At 65.5% G+C, this 14,723-nt stretch carries 12 protein-coding genes; 8 read left to right on the plus strand and 4 right to left on the minus strand.

Annotated features, from left to right (window positions below; translation table 11 throughout):
* Window positions 1-297 precede the first annotated feature (297 nt).
* From HL671_RS18070 to HL671_RS18080, 3 genes are all read right to left on the minus strand, one after another.
* Window positions 298-1,179, minus strand: a complete 882-nt coding sequence (locus HL671_RS18070) for an AraC family transcriptional regulator (protein WP_012041631.1) — start codon at window positions 1,177-1,179, stop codon at window positions 298-300.
* Between the two features lie 285 nt (window positions 1,180-1,464).
* Complete coding sequence (gene shc, locus HL671_RS18075) at window positions 1,465-3,519, minus strand: squalene--hopene cyclase (RefSeq protein ID WP_172237220.1); 2,055 nt, start codon at window positions 3,517-3,519, stop codon at window positions 1,465-1,467.
* A 212-nt stretch (window positions 3,520-3,731) separates the two neighbouring features.
* Entirely contained in the window at window positions 3,732-4,139 is a 408-nt protein-coding gene (locus tag HL671_RS18080; protein ID WP_012041633.1) for an MAPEG family protein, read from the minus strand.
* 95 nt (window positions 4,140-4,234) lie between these two features.
* Here HL671_RS18080 and hemH point away from each other — a divergent pair, with 95 nt between their 5' ends.
* From hemH to HL671_RS18095, 3 genes are all read left to right on the plus strand, one after another.
* Entirely contained in the window at window positions 4,235-5,290 is a 1,056-nt protein-coding gene (hemH, locus tag HL671_RS18085) for a ferrochelatase (RefSeq protein ID WP_172237222.1), read from the plus strand.
* 190 nt (window positions 5,291-5,480) lie between these two features.
* Entirely contained in the window at window positions 5,481-6,485 is a 1,005-nt protein-coding gene (locus tag HL671_RS18090; RefSeq protein ID WP_012041635.1) for an SPFH domain-containing protein, read from the plus strand.
* A 14-nt stretch (window positions 6,486-6,499) separates the two neighbouring features.
* Window positions 6,500-6,946, plus strand: coding sequence for an NfeD family protein (locus HL671_RS18095; RefSeq protein WP_012041636.1), 447 nt, complete (start codon window positions 6,500-6,502; stop codon window positions 6,944-6,946).
* Window positions 6,947-7,087: 141 nt separating this feature from the next.
* On the opposite strand, the gene HL671_RS18100 is transcribed toward HL671_RS18095, so the two are convergent.
* Window positions 7,088-8,794 (minus strand): outer membrane beta-barrel protein, encoded by a 1,707-nt coding sequence (locus tag HL671_RS18100; protein WP_172237224.1) that lies wholly within the window; start codon window positions 8,792-8,794, stop codon window positions 7,088-7,090.
* A 185-nt stretch (window positions 8,795-8,979) separates the two neighbouring features.
* On the opposite strand from HL671_RS18100, the gene HL671_RS18105 reads away from it, so the two are divergent.
* From HL671_RS18105 to HL671_RS18125, 5 genes are all read left to right on the plus strand, one after another.
* Window positions 8,980-9,981, plus strand: a complete 1,002-nt coding sequence (locus HL671_RS18105) for a KpsF/GutQ family sugar-phosphate isomerase (protein ID WP_172237226.1) — start codon at window positions 8,980-8,982, stop codon at window positions 9,979-9,981.
* Between the two features lie 134 nt (window positions 9,982-10,115).
* A complete protein-coding gene (locus tag HL671_RS18110; protein ID WP_172237228.1) occupies window positions 10,116-10,931 on the plus strand; it encodes an arylamine N-acetyltransferase family protein in 816 nt (271 codons plus the stop codon).
* A gap of 15 nt (window positions 10,932-10,946) precedes the next feature.
* Complete coding sequence (locus HL671_RS18115) at window positions 10,947-11,762, plus strand: arylamine N-acetyltransferase family protein (RefSeq protein ID WP_172237230.1); 816 nt, start codon at window positions 10,947-10,949, stop codon at window positions 11,760-11,762.
* Window positions 11,763-12,608: 846 nt separating this feature from the next.
* Complete coding sequence (locus HL671_RS18120; protein ID WP_012041641.1) at window positions 12,609-13,535, plus strand: TauD/TfdA dioxygenase family protein; 927 nt, start codon at window positions 12,609-12,611, stop codon at window positions 13,533-13,535.
* 54 nt (window positions 13,536-13,589) lie between these two features.
* Window positions 13,590-14,696: an ABC transporter substrate-binding protein gene (locus HL671_RS18125; RefSeq protein WP_172237232.1), complete on the plus strand. Its 1,107-nt coding sequence runs from the start codon at window positions 13,590-13,592 to the stop codon at window positions 14,694-14,696.
* Window positions 14,697-14,723 lie beyond the last annotated feature (27 nt).

A 14,723-nucleotide genomic window follows, 5' to 3' on the forward strand; every position in this document is an offset into this window, starting at 1 on the left:
AGCCACGAGCGCGCGCTGGCGCGGTCGTGGCGCCGACCCGGGACCCATACGCTGCGGCGGGCGTGATGCGCGAACTGGTCGTTGCCCGCCTGCCTCAAGCCGCTTCTGTGGTTATGGGTCCCGGCTCAAGGCTGGGACGACAGCGGGGGATGGCGAGGCAGCTGTCGATCCACAACATTTGGCAGCGTCAGCACACGAAACATCGCCACATCGTCATTTGCGAGCGAAGCAATCCACGGTCGAGAGTGTTGCTCTCGAATGCTTTGCGCACGGCACCGCGTCTGCGGCCAGCGCGCGCTACTTCAGCGGCAGGAACAGCTCCGCCACCGTCTCGTGCTCCGGCACCTCGGGGAAGAAGCTCAGTCGCTGGCAATAGATCGGGAAGTCACGGGCTTCCTCGCCGCTGGCCGGAAGCCAGTCGCGATACAGATAGAGCGCGGCGGGCTCGAGATTGTCGGTGTGGCCGACGACGCGCAGCACGGCGCAGCGTCCGCCGGGAATCTCGCCGGACCTGATCGGCTCGCCGTCCGCCGCGATCGGCTGGTCGGTCCCGACGCAAAGGTCCACGCTGTAGTCGGCGGGTGAGGCGGGGCGCCGCTCGGATCGCCAGACGTTGAAGGTCGGGTTGGTCTTTGGATGCAGGCCGGCGGCTTTCCGCCAGGCGATGAAGCGCTGGATCGTGGCGCCGAGCGTCGCCGGGTCGCCGCGATGCTCCATGATCGCCACCGGCGTGGTCGGCACCTCGCGGATCGTCACGTCGTCGGAAGTGAAGGTCTTCTGCATGAGCTTGCTCCTCGCATCGTCGAGAGGCCCGAAGGCCGCAAGCCACGGCTCCCAGTCGGGTGCTCTCCGGAACGAAGACGGCGACTGCCCGAACCGTTGCCGAAAGGCGCGGGCGAAGGCATCCGGGGCATCGTAGCCGGCGTCCATCGCGATGTCGGTGACGCTCTGGTCATCGCCATAGGCGAGCCGGTAAGACGCACGCTTCATGCGGGCGAGCTGGACATAGCGATGCACCGAGAGCCCGAACGTCGCCGTGAACTGCCGGTGGAAATGATATTTCGAATAGGCGGCGATGCTGCTCAGCCTCTCCAGGTCCAGATCGTCGTCGAGATGCCGGTCGATGTGATCCAGCACCCGCAGCATCCGGGCATGGTAGGACTGAAGCGCCGTCGTCATCGTCTGGTCTCCGTGGCGACAGCACCCAAGCGCAGGCAGGCGGGGCGTGTCTCGACCGATCTTGCGATCTTGCCCAGGGGGCGGGACGACCGTGGTGCTTGTCGATCGTGCATCCGAAGCTCAGGACAATGACAGGCCAAGCAGCATCCACCATCGTCTTTGTGGGCGAAGCGAAGCAATCCAGAGTCGCGCACTTGGGCTCTGGATTGCTGCGCTCATCCCGTCGCGCTGCGCGCGACGGGATGGCTCGCAATGACGGTGGCGGTGGATCGCGAGTATCGCCGCCTAGCTATGACTCTGCGGGCGTAGGGCGCGGCCGAGCGCCATCAGCGGGAAGTAGTGGCGGTACATGCCGTAGCGGAGCATGAAGGCGCGGGACAATTCCGGGCCCTGCATCAGCCGCTGCGACAGCGCGGGATCGTTCAGCTTGATGGTCTGGCCGACGCCGTAGCCCGGGAAACCGGTGCCGGTGAATTCCGGCTCGTCCCAGGTGCCGGCCGACTGGCGCTCGACCAGCCACATGCAGCCACGCTCGATCGCGTCCTTGTCCTGGGGGCGATTGGCGGCGAGCAGCGCCATCAGCGCCCAGGCGGTCTGCGAGGCCGTTGTGGTGCCGCGGCCGACCGCGCTGACATCCATGTAGGAGGCGCAGCTCTCGCCCCAGCCGCCATCGGCCTGCTGATGGGCAACCAGCCAGTCGCAGGCGCGGCCGATATAGGGCTGGGTCATGTCCTCGCCGATCGCGGCCAGCGCCGGCAGCACCGCGCCGGTGCCGTAGACGTAATTGACGCCCCAGCGGCCGAACCACGGACCGCTCGGCTCCTGCTCACGGCGAATATAGTCCAGCGCCTGCACCATCGACGGATGGTTGCGCGAGATGCCGAGCTTGCCGAACGCCTCGATGATGTGGGCGGTGACGTCGACCGAGGGCGGATCGAGCGCCTCGCCATAATCGCAGAACGGGATCTTGGTCAGGATCTTCTGGTTGTTGTCCTTGTCGAACGCGCCCCAGCCGCCGCCCTGGCTCTGCATGCCGATCAGCCAGTCGACACCGAGCTGGATAGCCTCGTCGATCCCTTTGGCCTTCCATTTCGGATCGTGGCGCAGTGGCGCCAGCGCGATCAGCGCGACCGCGGTGTCGTCCGTGTCGGGATAGTAGTTGTTGGCGTATTCGAACGCCCAGCCGCCGGGCTTGACATGCGGCAGCTTCATCGACCAGTCGCCGGGCACGCGCACCTGCCGCTGCAGCACCCAGTCGACCGCCTTGTCGACGGCCTCGGGATAGTCGCCGAGCACGCCGGCATCGTCGAAGGCGAGCAAGGTCAGGATCGTGTCCCAGACCGGGCTGTTGGTGGCCTGGATGTAGGTGGCGTCACCGACATCGACGCGCCAGCCGGGATCGTTCAGCGCGTCGAGGCCCTTTGCGAGCACGGGATGATTGAGCGGATAGCCTTCGGCATAGAGCGCCATCAGCCCGTAGATCCAGGGCGGCTGGATGCCGCCCCAGGCGCCGTCGAAATCCTGATGGCGGATCATCCATTCCAGCACGCGGCTGGTGGCCGCCGGGCGGAACAGGCCGAGATTGAGACGGTTGCCGAGGTTCTGCAGCTTGTGCAGAACCTTGTCGGCGCCGCGGAAGAACCTGTCCCAGCCGCCGGCGCCGGCCTTGACCGGCAGTTCGTAGTCGAACGCCTTCCGTCCATGCGGAAACAGCGCATCGAGGCGGTTCTCCGGCGGCAGCGGCCGGCTCGGCCGCCGCGCCGACAGTACGGCGATCGGCATCAAGGTGGCGCGGGCCCATTGCGCGAAATTGTAGATCGAGAACGGAAACCAGAGCGGAAACCAGATCACCTCCGGCGGGATGTTCGGCGTCTTCTCCCACGGCCATTCGCCGATCAGTGCCAGCCAGTAGCGGGTGAAGACGCGGATGTTGCGCAGGCCGCCCTTGGCCTCGATCCATTCCCGCGCCCGGCGCACCGCCGGCTCGTCATCGCGGAAGCCCAGCGAGCGGAGCGCGGCATAGGCCTCGACAGTCGCGTTGATGTCGCCATTGGGGGCGCCGAAATAGACCTGCCAGGCGCCGTCCGGGCGCTGGCTGTCGAGCAGCGACTGGCCCAGGCGCTTGCGCAGCGGATGGTCCTCGAGCCCCATGAACCACAGCGCGAGGCACCATTGCGCCTCCATGCAGGCATTGGACTCGGCGCGGCCGACCCAATGGCCGTCCGGCTTCTGGTTGGCGATCAGCCAATCCGCCGCCGCCCGCACCGTCGATTGCAGGGCAGTCTGATAATTTCCCGGGTCGCGCGTCGCACGCGCGGAGGCCGAGTTGGTCACAGTCATCACAATCCCTCTGGCGGCCTCATAGCGCCGCGACAGCCGTCGAATTCACCCCGCCCTATAGGGAATTTCGCCGCCAAATCCAATCAACTGGCCGTAGCGGGCCGGATCAAAAAGGAAACAGACGGCGTACAGACAGAGGTCTTTGGCGGTCGTGGTTAGCATCCGGCCGGGCACGCGGATGTGACGCGTCGCACGCCCGGCGGCAGCTTCGCTCAAAGCGGCAGGACATGGCGGAGCAGGGGCAGGAAGAAGATCGCGACCGTGATCAAAAAGCCGATCGCCCACAGGATCGAGCGCAGCGAGGGACGGTTGCCGACATAGGTGAGCACATAGGCGGTCCGCACGATCAGGAACAGCACCGAGAGCTCGTTGATGAGGTTCTGCGGCGCGCCGCGGAACTCGGCCAGCAGCACGGCGGCGGCAAAGAACGGGAACGCCTCGATGCCGTTCTGATGGGCGCCCAGCGCCCGCTCGCGGATGCCGCCGGCATAAAACGCGGGATCACGGGGGCGCGCATTATCGTAGCGCCCGGCGCCGTCGACGCTGATCCACTTCACTGGCGCGATCGTTAACAGGTACAGCATTACGCTGGCGAAAATGCACAATTCTGCAATCGTCATGGCTCCTCCAGCCCGATGACATCGGTGAAATGGCCCTGATCTTGACAATGTCGAAACAAGCCGCCAAGCCACGCCCTTCACCAGTCACGGGCATCATGACCGCCGCCATTTCCTTCGACAATGCCAGGTCTCCTGACAATGCCCTGCCGTTGCCGGCAGCGAGCACCGCGCGCGTCGGCGTGCTGCTGGTCAATCTCGGGACGCCCGACACGGCCGATGCCGCCGGCGTCCGCGTCTATCTCAAGGAATTCCTGTCCGATCGGCGCGTGATCGAGGACCAGGGCCTGCTGTGGAAGATCATCCTCAACGGCATCATCCTCAACGTCCGGCCGCGCAAGAAGGCCAAGGACTACCAGTCGATCTGGAACACCGAGAAGAACGAATCGCCGCTGAAGACCATCACCCGCGCACAGAGCGAGAAGCTGTCCGCCGCGCTCGCTGATCGCAGCCATGTGATCGTCGACTGGGCGATGCGCTACGGCAATCCCTCGATCAAGGCCGGCGTCGATGGTCTGATGGCCAAGGGCTGCGACCGCATCCTGGTGGTGCCGCTGTATCCGCAATATTCGGCTGCGACCTCCGCGACCGTGTGCGACGAGGCGTTCCGCGTGCTGACCGAGCTGCGCGCCCAGCCGACGCTGCGGGTGACGCCGCCTTATTACAACGACGATTTCTACATCGAGGCGCTCGCCGTCTCGATCGAGGAGCATCTCAAGACCCTGTCCTACAAGCCCGAGCTGATCGTGGCCTCGTTCCACGGCATGCCCAAGGAATATGTCGACAAGGGCGATCCCTATCGCGAGCAGTGCGTCGCCACCACCGAGCTGCTGCGCAAGCGGCTCGGCATGGACGACACCAAGCTGCTCCTGACCTTCCAGTCGCGCTTCGGCTTCTCGGAGTGGCTGCAGCCCTACACCGACAAGACCATCGAGAAGTTCGCCAAGGACGGCGTCAAGCGCATCGCAGTGGTGATGCCGGGCTTCGCCGCCGATTGTCTCGAAACCCTGGAGGAAATCTCCGGCGAGAATTGTGAGATCTTTAAGCATAATGGCGGCGAGGAATTCTCCGCCGTGCCCTGCCTGAACGACAGCGCCCCCGGCATGGAGGTGCTGCGGCAGCTCGTCCTGCGCGAGTTGCAGGGCTGGCTCTGAGCCAGCCATGGTCTTGTTGGCCTGCTAGGTCAGCTTGCAGGTCGGCGCAAGATGAATGCGCGCCGCCGCCACGAAAATAAGTTCCTGAACCGCGCCCATCGGACCCCCGACAAAATCGTGTAGCAATCCCCAGATTGTGATTGCTGCAGAGGCTGGTGAGGAGACGACCGTCTCCTTCCTTGGAGGATCCATGAGCGGTTTCGACATTTTCGCCATAGCGCTGGTGCTGCTGGCCATCTTCACTCTCTATTCCGGCGTGAAGACCGTGCCGCAGGGGTTCGACTGGACCGTCGAGCGGTTCGGCAAATACACCCGCACCCTGTCGCCGGGCCTCAACATCATCGTGCCCTATTTTGATCGCATCGGGCGCAAGATCAACATGATGGAGCAGGTGATCGACATCCCGGAGCAGGAGGTCATCACCAAGGACAATGCCACGGTGACGGTCGACGGCGTCGCCTTCTACCAGGTGTTCGACGCGGCGAAAGCGAGCTACGAGGTCGCCAACCTCAACCAGGCCATCATCACGCTGACCATGACCAACATCCGCTCGGTGATGGGCTCGATGGATCTCGACCAGGTGCTGTCGCATCGCGACGAGATCAATGAGCGGCTGCTGCGCGTCGTCGACGCCGCGGTGTCGCCGTGGGGGCTCAAGGTCAACCGCATCGAGATCAAGGACATCGTGCCGCCGGCCGATCTCGTCGAGGCGATGGGCCGGCAGATGAAGGCCGAGCGCGTCAAGCGCGCCGACATCCTGCAGGCCGAGGGCCAGCGTCAGTCCGAGATCCTGCGCGCGGAAGGTGCCAAGCAGAGCCAGATCCTGCAGGCGGAAGGCCGCCGCCAGTCGGCGTTCCTCGACGCCGAGGCGCGCGAGCGCGCGGCACAGGCCGAGGCCAAGGCGACGCAGATGGTGTCGGAAGCGATCTCGAAAGGCGACGTCGCCGCGCTGAACTACTTCATCGCCGACAAATACATCAAGGCGTTCGGCCAGCTCGCCGACTCGCCGAACCAGAAGGTGATCATGCTGCCGCTCGAGGCGACGGGCATGCTGGCCTCGCTCGCCGGCATCGGCGAGATCGCCAAGGCGACGTTCGGCGAGAGTGCGGCCTCGGCCGTGGCCGCGCGCCGCAGCGGCGGCTCGGTGCCGTCGGCCGGCACGCCGCCGAAGCCGCCGGTCCCGCCGCAGGCCTGACGCAGGAGGTCACCATGAGCGACATGTTCGTCACGCTCGGCACCTGGAACTGGCTGATCTTCGGCATCATCCTGATGGCGCTGGAGCTGCTGGCGCCGGGCGTCTTCCTGTTCTGGCTCGGGCTCGCCGCGCTCCTGGTCGGCCTGCTGTCGTTCGCCTTTGCGCCGGGATGGCAGCTGCAGATCCTGATGTTCGCGCTGTTCGCCATCGCCGCCGTGCCGCTATGGCGGCGGCTGGCGCGAACCGGTGCCGCGGCGGCCAGCGACAATCCCTATCTGAACCGCCGCTCCGCTGCGCTGGTCGGGCGCGAGTTCACCTTGGAGAAGCCGATCATCGACGGCAACGGCACCGTCCGCATCGACGACACGGTGTGGCGCGTCGCCGGCCCCGACGCGCCGGCTGGCAGCCGCGTCCGCATCGTGCAGGCCGACGGCGCGCATCTGACGGTGACGGCGGCGTAGTGCTGCGGGCGACGACGGATGTTTAAGCCCGCAGTCTCACCGCGTCATTGCGAGCGCAGCGACGCAATCCAGAGGCGCACGCGCAGCCCTGGATGGCTTCGTCGCTTCGCTTCTCGCAATGACGGGGGGAGAGCAGGGGGGTTAGTTCTGCAGCCTGACGCCCAGCATCACCACGGTGCCCGATGAGCCGGCACCTGTGATGTTGGAGTCGAGCTTGTCATAGCGCAGCGAGCCCTTGACCCAGAGGCTGCGCGTCATCTTGTAGACGAGGTTGCCTTCGGCCGAATAGGTGCGGTCGCTGCGGCCATAGCCTTGATAATCGAGCGTGCCGAAGCTGAATTTGCCGATGCCGGTCAGCCAGCGCCGGAAGTCGTGGTCGACTTGCACGGTGTAGGTGCGCACCAGCACGCCGGAGGCGCCGGCCACGGTGGTCTCGGCGAGCTGCGTGTCCGAGAGGAAGCGCGCCGTGGTCAGCGGCGTCGCCGACCACACCAAGGAGGCCGACGTCAGAAAACCCTGCAGCCGGTTGAGCCGCGGGTCGACATAGCTGCGCGTCGCATAGCCGATCGAGAGTTCGCCGGTGAGCAACCGCGTGAATTCGAACGAGCTGCCGGCCTTGGCGGTGCCGCCCGCAGAATCGCGCTGATACCCGGCGCGATCGAATCGCTGGTCATGCACGCGGCTGTCGCCCTGGATCTCGGCGAACGGCTTCAGGCCGGGCATTACCTCGTAGGATACCCGGCCGATGCCGCCATACTGGTTGAAGTTGCGGTCGTCGTTCGACGTGGCCGAGCCGTCGGTCAGCTTGCTCTGCTGATAGCTGGTGCGATCGGCGGTTGCGCCGGCGGAGATCTGGAGGCGGTTGAAGCGCTGGTCGATGCCGATCGTGGTGCCCAGCGTGGTGGCGACCGGATAGCGCGCCAGCCCCGCCTGCACGTTGGGGCTGCCGGGATTGTCGGTGGCCGCGCGCAGCCGCAACTGGGCGCCGACCGAGGTATCGCGGCTGACGTCGAGGCGGCCATCGAGATGGCCGGTGAAATCGGGGCGGTCGAGCGTGGTCGGCGCCGGATTGACGCCGCCATCGAGCCGCGCCGGCAGCGTGCTGCCATAGCCGGTGAAGGAGCCGCGCAGGTCGGCGACCAGGGCGTGGCGCTCCCAGTTGGACACCGCCAGGAATTCCGGCGCGATCATCCAGGCCGGCATGCCGCGCGGATTGCCGAGCCGAGCGGGATTGCTGTCATAGCCTGCCGAGAGCTCGACCGCGCCCTTGACCAGGAACGGGCCGGCATAGTCGCCGACGGCGCCGAACGGGTCGTCATCGATCTTCAGTCGCTTGCGCGGCGGCTGGCCAGGCACTGTGCCGGCCATGGCGGCGGGGATCGGCGGCTTGTTGGCCGAAGCCGACGGCGGCAGCGTCGGGCGCAATTGTCCGGTCAGCTCGCCGGATGGGCGCGTGCCGGGTCCCGGCGGCGGCTTGGGCCGGGGCTGCGCGGGGTAGTAGCGCGGCTTCTTGCGGGTCCGGTTGAGCGAATCATAGCCGGTGTCGGCCGCTCCGCTGGCGGCGGGTCTGCCGGGCAGTGGCCCGCCGGTCTGCCGCGGCGGGGAGCTGGCCGAAATGGGGGTGTCGACGCCGACCGTCGGAGCGGCATCGGACAACCCGCTCACGACGGTCCGCCGCAGCGGCGAATCCTGCGGGGCCAGAAAGCCGTCGCGAACGGGGCGAAGCGCGTCGATGGTCTGCGCCTGAGCCGGGCCGCCGCCGAGGGCAGCGAGCAGCACGCATGCGGCCGAGGCGTCGCGCCATCGCCGCGCGCGCGCCGCGCGGCCGCTGTCAGGGCTCCACCCCACGATTTCCAAAACCCCAACAAATCAAATATTTAGCCGAGCGGCCGGGCGCCGTCGGCAAACCCCGTCGTTAAGAGAGTAAAAACAAATATGGTTAATGGGCTGTTGATGACGCCTCGCGGCCTTACCCATGCTAAAGAGCGGCGCTTGATTGTCTGAGCCTTGGAATCTGAGCCTTGGAAGCGCGAATGCCGAGATCGAAGCCGTTGACCGAAGCCCCTCCCGCCAATGCGGACATTCAATCGGCGCTGCGGACGCTCGACGCCGGCAGCAACGGCATTGCCGCGATCTCTGCGGCATTGCATGGACCGCTGGGCGCGGCCTTCGCCGCCGCCGTCGCGCTGATTCGGCAAGCCAAGGGCCGTGCGATCCTGACCGGGCTCGGCAAGTCGGGCCACGTCGCCCGCAAGATGGCCGCGACCCTGGCCTCGACCGGTACGCCGGCCTTCTTCGTCCATTCCGCCGAGGCCGGCCATGGCGATCTCGGCATGATCACCTCGGATGACGTCGTCATCGCGCTGTCCTGGTCCGGCGAGCAGCCGGAGATGAAGACCTTGGTCAACTACACCAAGCGCTTTGCGATCCCGATGATCGCCATCACCTCGAACGCGCAATCCTCGCTCGGGCAGGCGGCGCGCATCGTGCTGGAGCTGCCGAAGGCGCGCGAGGCCTGTCCGCACAATCTGGCGCCGACCACCTCGACCCTGATGCAGGCCGCGATCGGCGACGCGCTGGCGATCGCGCTGCTCGAAGGCCGCGGCTTCACCGCGCTGGAATTCGCCAATTTCCATCCGGGCGGCAAGCTCGGCGCCATGCTCAAGCACATCTCCGACCTGATGCGCTCAGGGGACGCGGTGCCGCTGAAGCCGCTCGGCACCGGCATGGCCGATGCGCTGGCCGAGATGTCAGCCAAGGGACTCGGCTGCGTCGTCATCGTCGACGGCCGCGGCCATGTTGCCGGCATCATCACCGACGGCGATCTCCGCCGGAAGATGCGTGCGGATCTGCTGTCGGTCGCGGTCGACGAGATCATGACCGCGAACCCGCGCACCGTCGGCCGCGAGGCGCTCGCCTCCGAGGCGCTGGAGATCCTGAACTCCGCCAAGATCACCACCCTGATCGTCACCGACGGCGCGAAACCGGTCGGCATCCTGCACATGCATGATCTGCTGCGGGCCGGAGTGGCTTGATCTCACTTGCCGTCATTGCGAGGCGCGCAGCGACGAAGCAATCCAGAGTCCCCGCTGAGCCCTGGATTGCTCCGCTGCGCTCGCAATGACGAGTGATCGATGTCGTGCCTTAGGCCGTTGGAAGTTTCCTCAAGATGTCCTCCGATTTTAACCTCGACAAATATCTCGCCCGGATCGGCTATCGCGGGCCGCTGGCGCCGACCTTCGAGACGCTCGCCGCATTGCAGGCGGCGCATGTCGATGCGATCGCGTTCGAAGGCATCGATCCGTTGCTCGGCCGGCCCGTCAACATCGATCTCGCTGCGGTCCAGGCCAAGATCGTCGACGGCCGCCGCGGCGGCTATTGCTTCGAGCAGAACGCGCTGCTGAAGGCCGCGCTGGAGGCGATCGGCTTTGCCGTCACGCCACTGTCGGCGCGGGTGCGCTGGCGGCTCGACGCGGATGCACCGCTGACGCCCCGCACGCACATGATGCTCAAGGTCGACCTGCCGGAGGGGCCGCACATCGCCGATGTCGGCTTCGGCTCCTGCCTGCTCGATACGCCGTTGCGGATGGCGCCCGACATCGAACAGCCGACCCTGATGGGCACGTTCCGCCTGACGCTGAAGGATGATTTGTACTGGCTCGCGGCCAGGCAGCCGGCTGGCTGGCGCATGATGTATGTGTTCGACCTCGCGCCGCAGGTCCACGCCGACTACGTGCTCAGCAACTGGTACACCTCGACCAGCCCGTTCACGCCGTTCACCTCGATGCTGGTGCTGGAGCGGCTGACGCGCGATGCGCGCTACCGGCTGGTCAACCGCCGCCTCGTCATCGAGGCGCGTGACGGCGAGGTGAGGAGCGAGCGCATCGTCGAATCGCCGGAGGCGCTGCACCGTGTCATCGACGAGCTGTTTGGTTTGACGCTTCCGGTGCCGGCGGACATGATCTGGGCTCGGATCGAAAGCTGACGGAACGAAGGTGCGATGGCGGCTGAGCTTCAACTGGATTCCTATCTCGCCCGCATCGCCTATCGCGCGCCGCTCGCGCCCGATCTGGCAACCCTCGCAGCGCTCCAGGCCGCGCATGTCGATGCGCTGCCGTTCGAGGCGCTCGATCCGCTGATGGGACGTCCAGTCCATGTCGATCTGCCGTCGGTGCAGCAGAAGCTCGTGCTGAGCCGCCGCGGCGGTTATTGCTTCGAGCAGAATGTGCTGTTCCAGGCGGTGCTGGAGGCGATCGGCTTCAAGGTCGTCGGTTTGACAGGACGCGTGCGCTGGCGCTCGGCGCCGGACGATCCGCTCGGGCCGCGTCAGCACATGATGTTGCTGGTCGAGGTCGAGGGCCGTCCCCATCTGGTCGATGTCGGCTTCGGCATCTGCATGATGGATGGGCCGATCCGGCTCGAGGTCGGGCCGGAGCAGCGGACGCCGATGGGCACGTTCCGCATCGGCATGTGGAACGGGCTCTACACGATCAGCGCGAAACAGCCGACCGGCTGGCGCATGATGTATGCGTTCGACCTGGCGCCGCAGATCCATGCCGACTACGTGCTCGGTAGCTGGTACACCTCGACCAGCCCGGCCGTGCCAGCCACGCACACGCTGATGATGGAGCGCGTCGCGCGCGGCGTGCGGCACAAGCTGGTCAGCCGCCGCTACACGCGGCAGGACGGCGATGCCGAGGTGATCGAGGAGCGCGCCCTCGCGAGCGCCGCCGAGCTCGGCCACGTGATCGATGACATCTTTCGGGTGACGCCCCCTGTCCCGATCGAGGACCTGTGGGAGCGGACCACGAGTTGACGGCGGTATTCTGATGCGGTAACGAAACGTTCGTTTATCGAACCTATGTTGCTCTCGTGAACGACGAGCGGGCGCACATCGTCGAGACACGCGCCGCATTTGATGGGAATGCTGGCGATGCCATTTGGTCTATCTTAGGAGATGCACTTTTAGGTTGTGTGAACCAGAGGGGACCGCGGCGTCTGCCGGCGAGACGTGGGGATTGTCCGACATGACGACCATCGCGATGCGCGCGGAACGCGAAATCCTGCGGGGTTCATCAAGTACTGGGCAATGCGGCCGTGCGACACGGCTGCACCCGTTCTGAGATCAGAGCCGCGCGCGGCGCGGCTTATCCGAGCTGGCCGATGGCCAGGACGGGTGGGGGCTTCACGGTGAAACGTCGATCCTGACGCTTCGACGTTCATCCGATCGATGATGAAACGCCGGCCTGACCTGCCACTTCAGGCCGAACGGAGACTCATGTCGAGGAAGTCCCCACCCTTTTTTCTCCGGTGCGAAAGCGGCGTCTCATCGATCTGCACTGCTTGCCGCGATCTGCTTAACAGCCAAAGTGCACGGCCGCGGCTGATGCCGCCGTGAAGGTTCCGTCGCAAAGTTCGTCATCGTTCCCCACACGATCGCGAATTGTCGCAGGGCACGGTCGACCGCTCGCAACGACCGGGCTTGGCAGTCGATCGGCTCGGGCTTTGAGGCAAACCCTGCCTTCGTCAGCTCTCTATGCGATGCGGATCCTCCGCGTCGCTGCGGCTTTGCGATGATTGTATACTTATTTGATAGACTAACTTGACGGTCTTTCCACTCAAACCTAACCTTTTGTTATCTCAACGCTCCGGGGAACAAGAGATGAGTGTCGCGCTGGAAAGAAATTCTGCTCAGTCGAAGCATGGCCACCAGGATATTTCGATTCGTCCCTATAAGCCGCTGATTGGCGCCGTGATCGAAAATATCGATCTCACCAGGCCGCTCAGTGATCAGAACAAGCAGGACCTCAATCGCGCTTTGGTCCAGCACGGCGTCATCTTCTTCCGTAAGCAGGCGCTGAGCTTCGCGCAGCATGTCGACCTCGCGCGCATCTTCGGCAATCCGATCCGCAAGAACATCTATCTGCCGTCGGTCGAGGGATTTCCCGAGATCGAAGTCATCGCCCATGACGAGAACACCAAGACCGGCGGCACCGACAATTGGCACGTCGACGTTTCCTGGCAGCGGCAGCCGCCGAAAGCGACGGTGCTGCATATCAAGCAATTGCCGCCCGACGGTGGCGGCGACACGATCTGGGCCTCGTCCACGGCGGTATACGATCTGCTCGATCCCGACCTCGCCCGCTATTTCGAGAAGCTGACCGCGGTCAACACGTTCTTCGCCTCGCCGAAGAAGGAAGCGCTCTCGGACCTGCTCACCGGCTACGCGGAAGGCCGCGAGGAGACTGCGGAAGAGGGGCTCGCGCGGGTGCAGGATGCGACAGTGAAGTTTCCGCCGATCGAGGTCCCGGTCGTCAAGACCCATCCGGAGACCGGCCGCAAGCTGATCTTCGTCAATGAGGCGCACACCAGCCATCTGCTCGGCGTGTCGAAGACCGCGAGCCAGAGCCTGCTGAACTACCTGTATGACCTGGTCAAGACGCCCGAGGTGCAGGCGCGCTTCGCGTGGCAGGAGGGCGACGTCGCGATCTGGGACAACCGCCAGGTCCAGCATTACGCGGTGCGCGACTATGGGAAGGCGCCGCGGCGCATCCATCGAGTCACGCTGGAGTACGACGGCGCGTTCTGACGTCGGCGCCTCGTCGTTCGTGAGCCGGTCGGCTCCGCCAGGAGCCGGCCTCCAATGTTGAACCGAGTATCGCCGCTGATGAACATCATCGATCTGAGCCGCGGGCGCAAAGACGCCCTGCTGTTGAGGCTTGCGCTGTTGAGACTTGCGCAGAGCCTTGCTGCTTTCGTGCTGTTGCTGGCAACGGCTTTCGTTGCCTCCGAGCCGGTTCGCGCCGAGGAGAGCTCCAAATCGCAGTGGCCTGCTCCAGAAAAGCTGGAGCTGCGCTACCAGGGCTGGTTGGGCAGGGTGCTCTATCCGGAGCTCGCCGAGGACCTCGGCTACCTTGCCCCCGTCAAGCTGAAATGGATCGGCAACACGATTTCGGGTCCGCAGGACATCCAGGCGGCGGTGACCGGCGATATCGATTTCGGCGGTGCCTTCAATGGCTCGATCCTGAAGCTCGCTGCAGCGCATGCCCCGATCAAGGCGGTGATCGCCTATATCGGCACCGATGCCCAGACCAGCGGCGGCCTTCTCACCCTCAATTCGAGCCCGATCCAGAACGCCACGGACCTCGTCGGCCGCAAGATCGGCGTCAACACGCCGGGCGCCTATCAGGAATATCTCATCACCGTTTATCTGCAGAAGTCGGGCGTATCGGCCGAGGACATCAAGAAGGTGATCTTCGTGCCGGCGCCGCCGGTCAACCTCGCGCAGCTGCTGCGGGCCAAGCAGCTCGACGCCATCTTTCTCGAAGACATCCTGAAGGAGAAGGTGCTCGCAGAGGGTGATGCGCGCCTCCTGGTCACCGACTACGGCCTGCTCGGCTCGTTCGGCTATGCAGCCTACATCCTCACCGATCGGTTCATCGCGCAATATCCGGGGACGTCGCGGAAGTTCGTCGAAGCCACCGCGCGCGCGATTGCCTGGGCACAGTCGACGCCGCGCGAGGAGGTGATCGCGCGGCTGGAGAAGATCCTGCAGGAGCGCAACAGGAACGAGGACAGGACGGCGGTGCGCTATTGGAAATCCGCCAGCGTCGGCGGCAAGGGCGGCGTCATCCGCCCCGAGGAGTTCGAGAGCTACCAGGCGTGGTTCGAGGCCAATGGTCAGCTGAAGCCGGGCCAGATCCGCGCGGCCGACGTCTATACCAACCGGTTCAATCCGTTCGCGGACTGACGAGACGCGCGCGCAGCCGGCGAGCGG

Source organism: Bradyrhizobium denitrificans, assembly GCF_013179005.1.
GTDB lineage: Bacteria > Pseudomonadota > Alphaproteobacteria > Rhizobiales > Xanthobacteraceae > Bradyrhizobium > Bradyrhizobium denitrificans.

What these genes read in the sequence shown, in the direction of transcription:
- HL671_RS18080 (WP_012041633.1), bottom strand. Translation starts at nt 4,139, where the DNA reads ATGACGATTGCAGAATTGTGCATTTTCGCCAGCGTAATGCTGTACCTG.
- HL671_RS18105 (WP_172237226.1), top strand. Translation starts at nt 8,980, where the DNA reads ATGCCGAGATCGAAGCCGTTGACCGAAGCCCCTCCCGCCAATGCGGAC.
- HL671_RS18120 (WP_012041641.1), top strand. Translation starts at nt 12,609, where the DNA reads ATGAGTGTCGCGCTGGAAAGAAATTCTGCTCAGTCGAAGCATGGCCAC.
- shc (WP_172237220.1), bottom strand. Translation starts at nt 3,519, where the DNA reads ATGACTGTGACCAACTCGGCCTCCGCGCGTGCGACGCGCGACCCGGGA.
- HL671_RS18095 (WP_012041636.1), top strand. Translation starts at nt 6,500, where the DNA reads ATGAGCGACATGTTCGTCACGCTCGGCACCTGGAACTGGCTGATCTTC.
- HL671_RS18090 (WP_012041635.1), top strand. Translation starts at nt 5,481, where the DNA reads ATGAGCGGTTTCGACATTTTCGCCATAGCGCTGGTGCTGCTGGCCATC.
- HL671_RS18110 (WP_172237228.1), top strand. Translation starts at nt 10,116, where the DNA reads ATGTCCTCCGATTTTAACCTCGACAAATATCTCGCCCGGATCGGCTAT.
- HL671_RS18125 (WP_172237232.1), top strand. Translation starts at nt 13,590, where the DNA reads ATGTTGAACCGAGTATCGCCGCTGATGAACATCATCGATCTGAGCCGC.
- HL671_RS18115 (WP_172237230.1), top strand. Translation starts at nt 10,947, where the DNA reads ATGGCGGCTGAGCTTCAACTGGATTCCTATCTCGCCCGCATCGCCTAT.
- hemH (WP_172237222.1), top strand. Translation starts at nt 4,235, where the DNA reads ATGACCGCCGCCATTTCCTTCGACAATGCCAGGTCTCCTGACAATGCC.
- HL671_RS18070 (WP_012041631.1), bottom strand. Translation starts at nt 1,179, where the DNA reads ATGACGACGGCGCTTCAGTCCTACCATGCCCGGATGCTGCGGGTGCTG.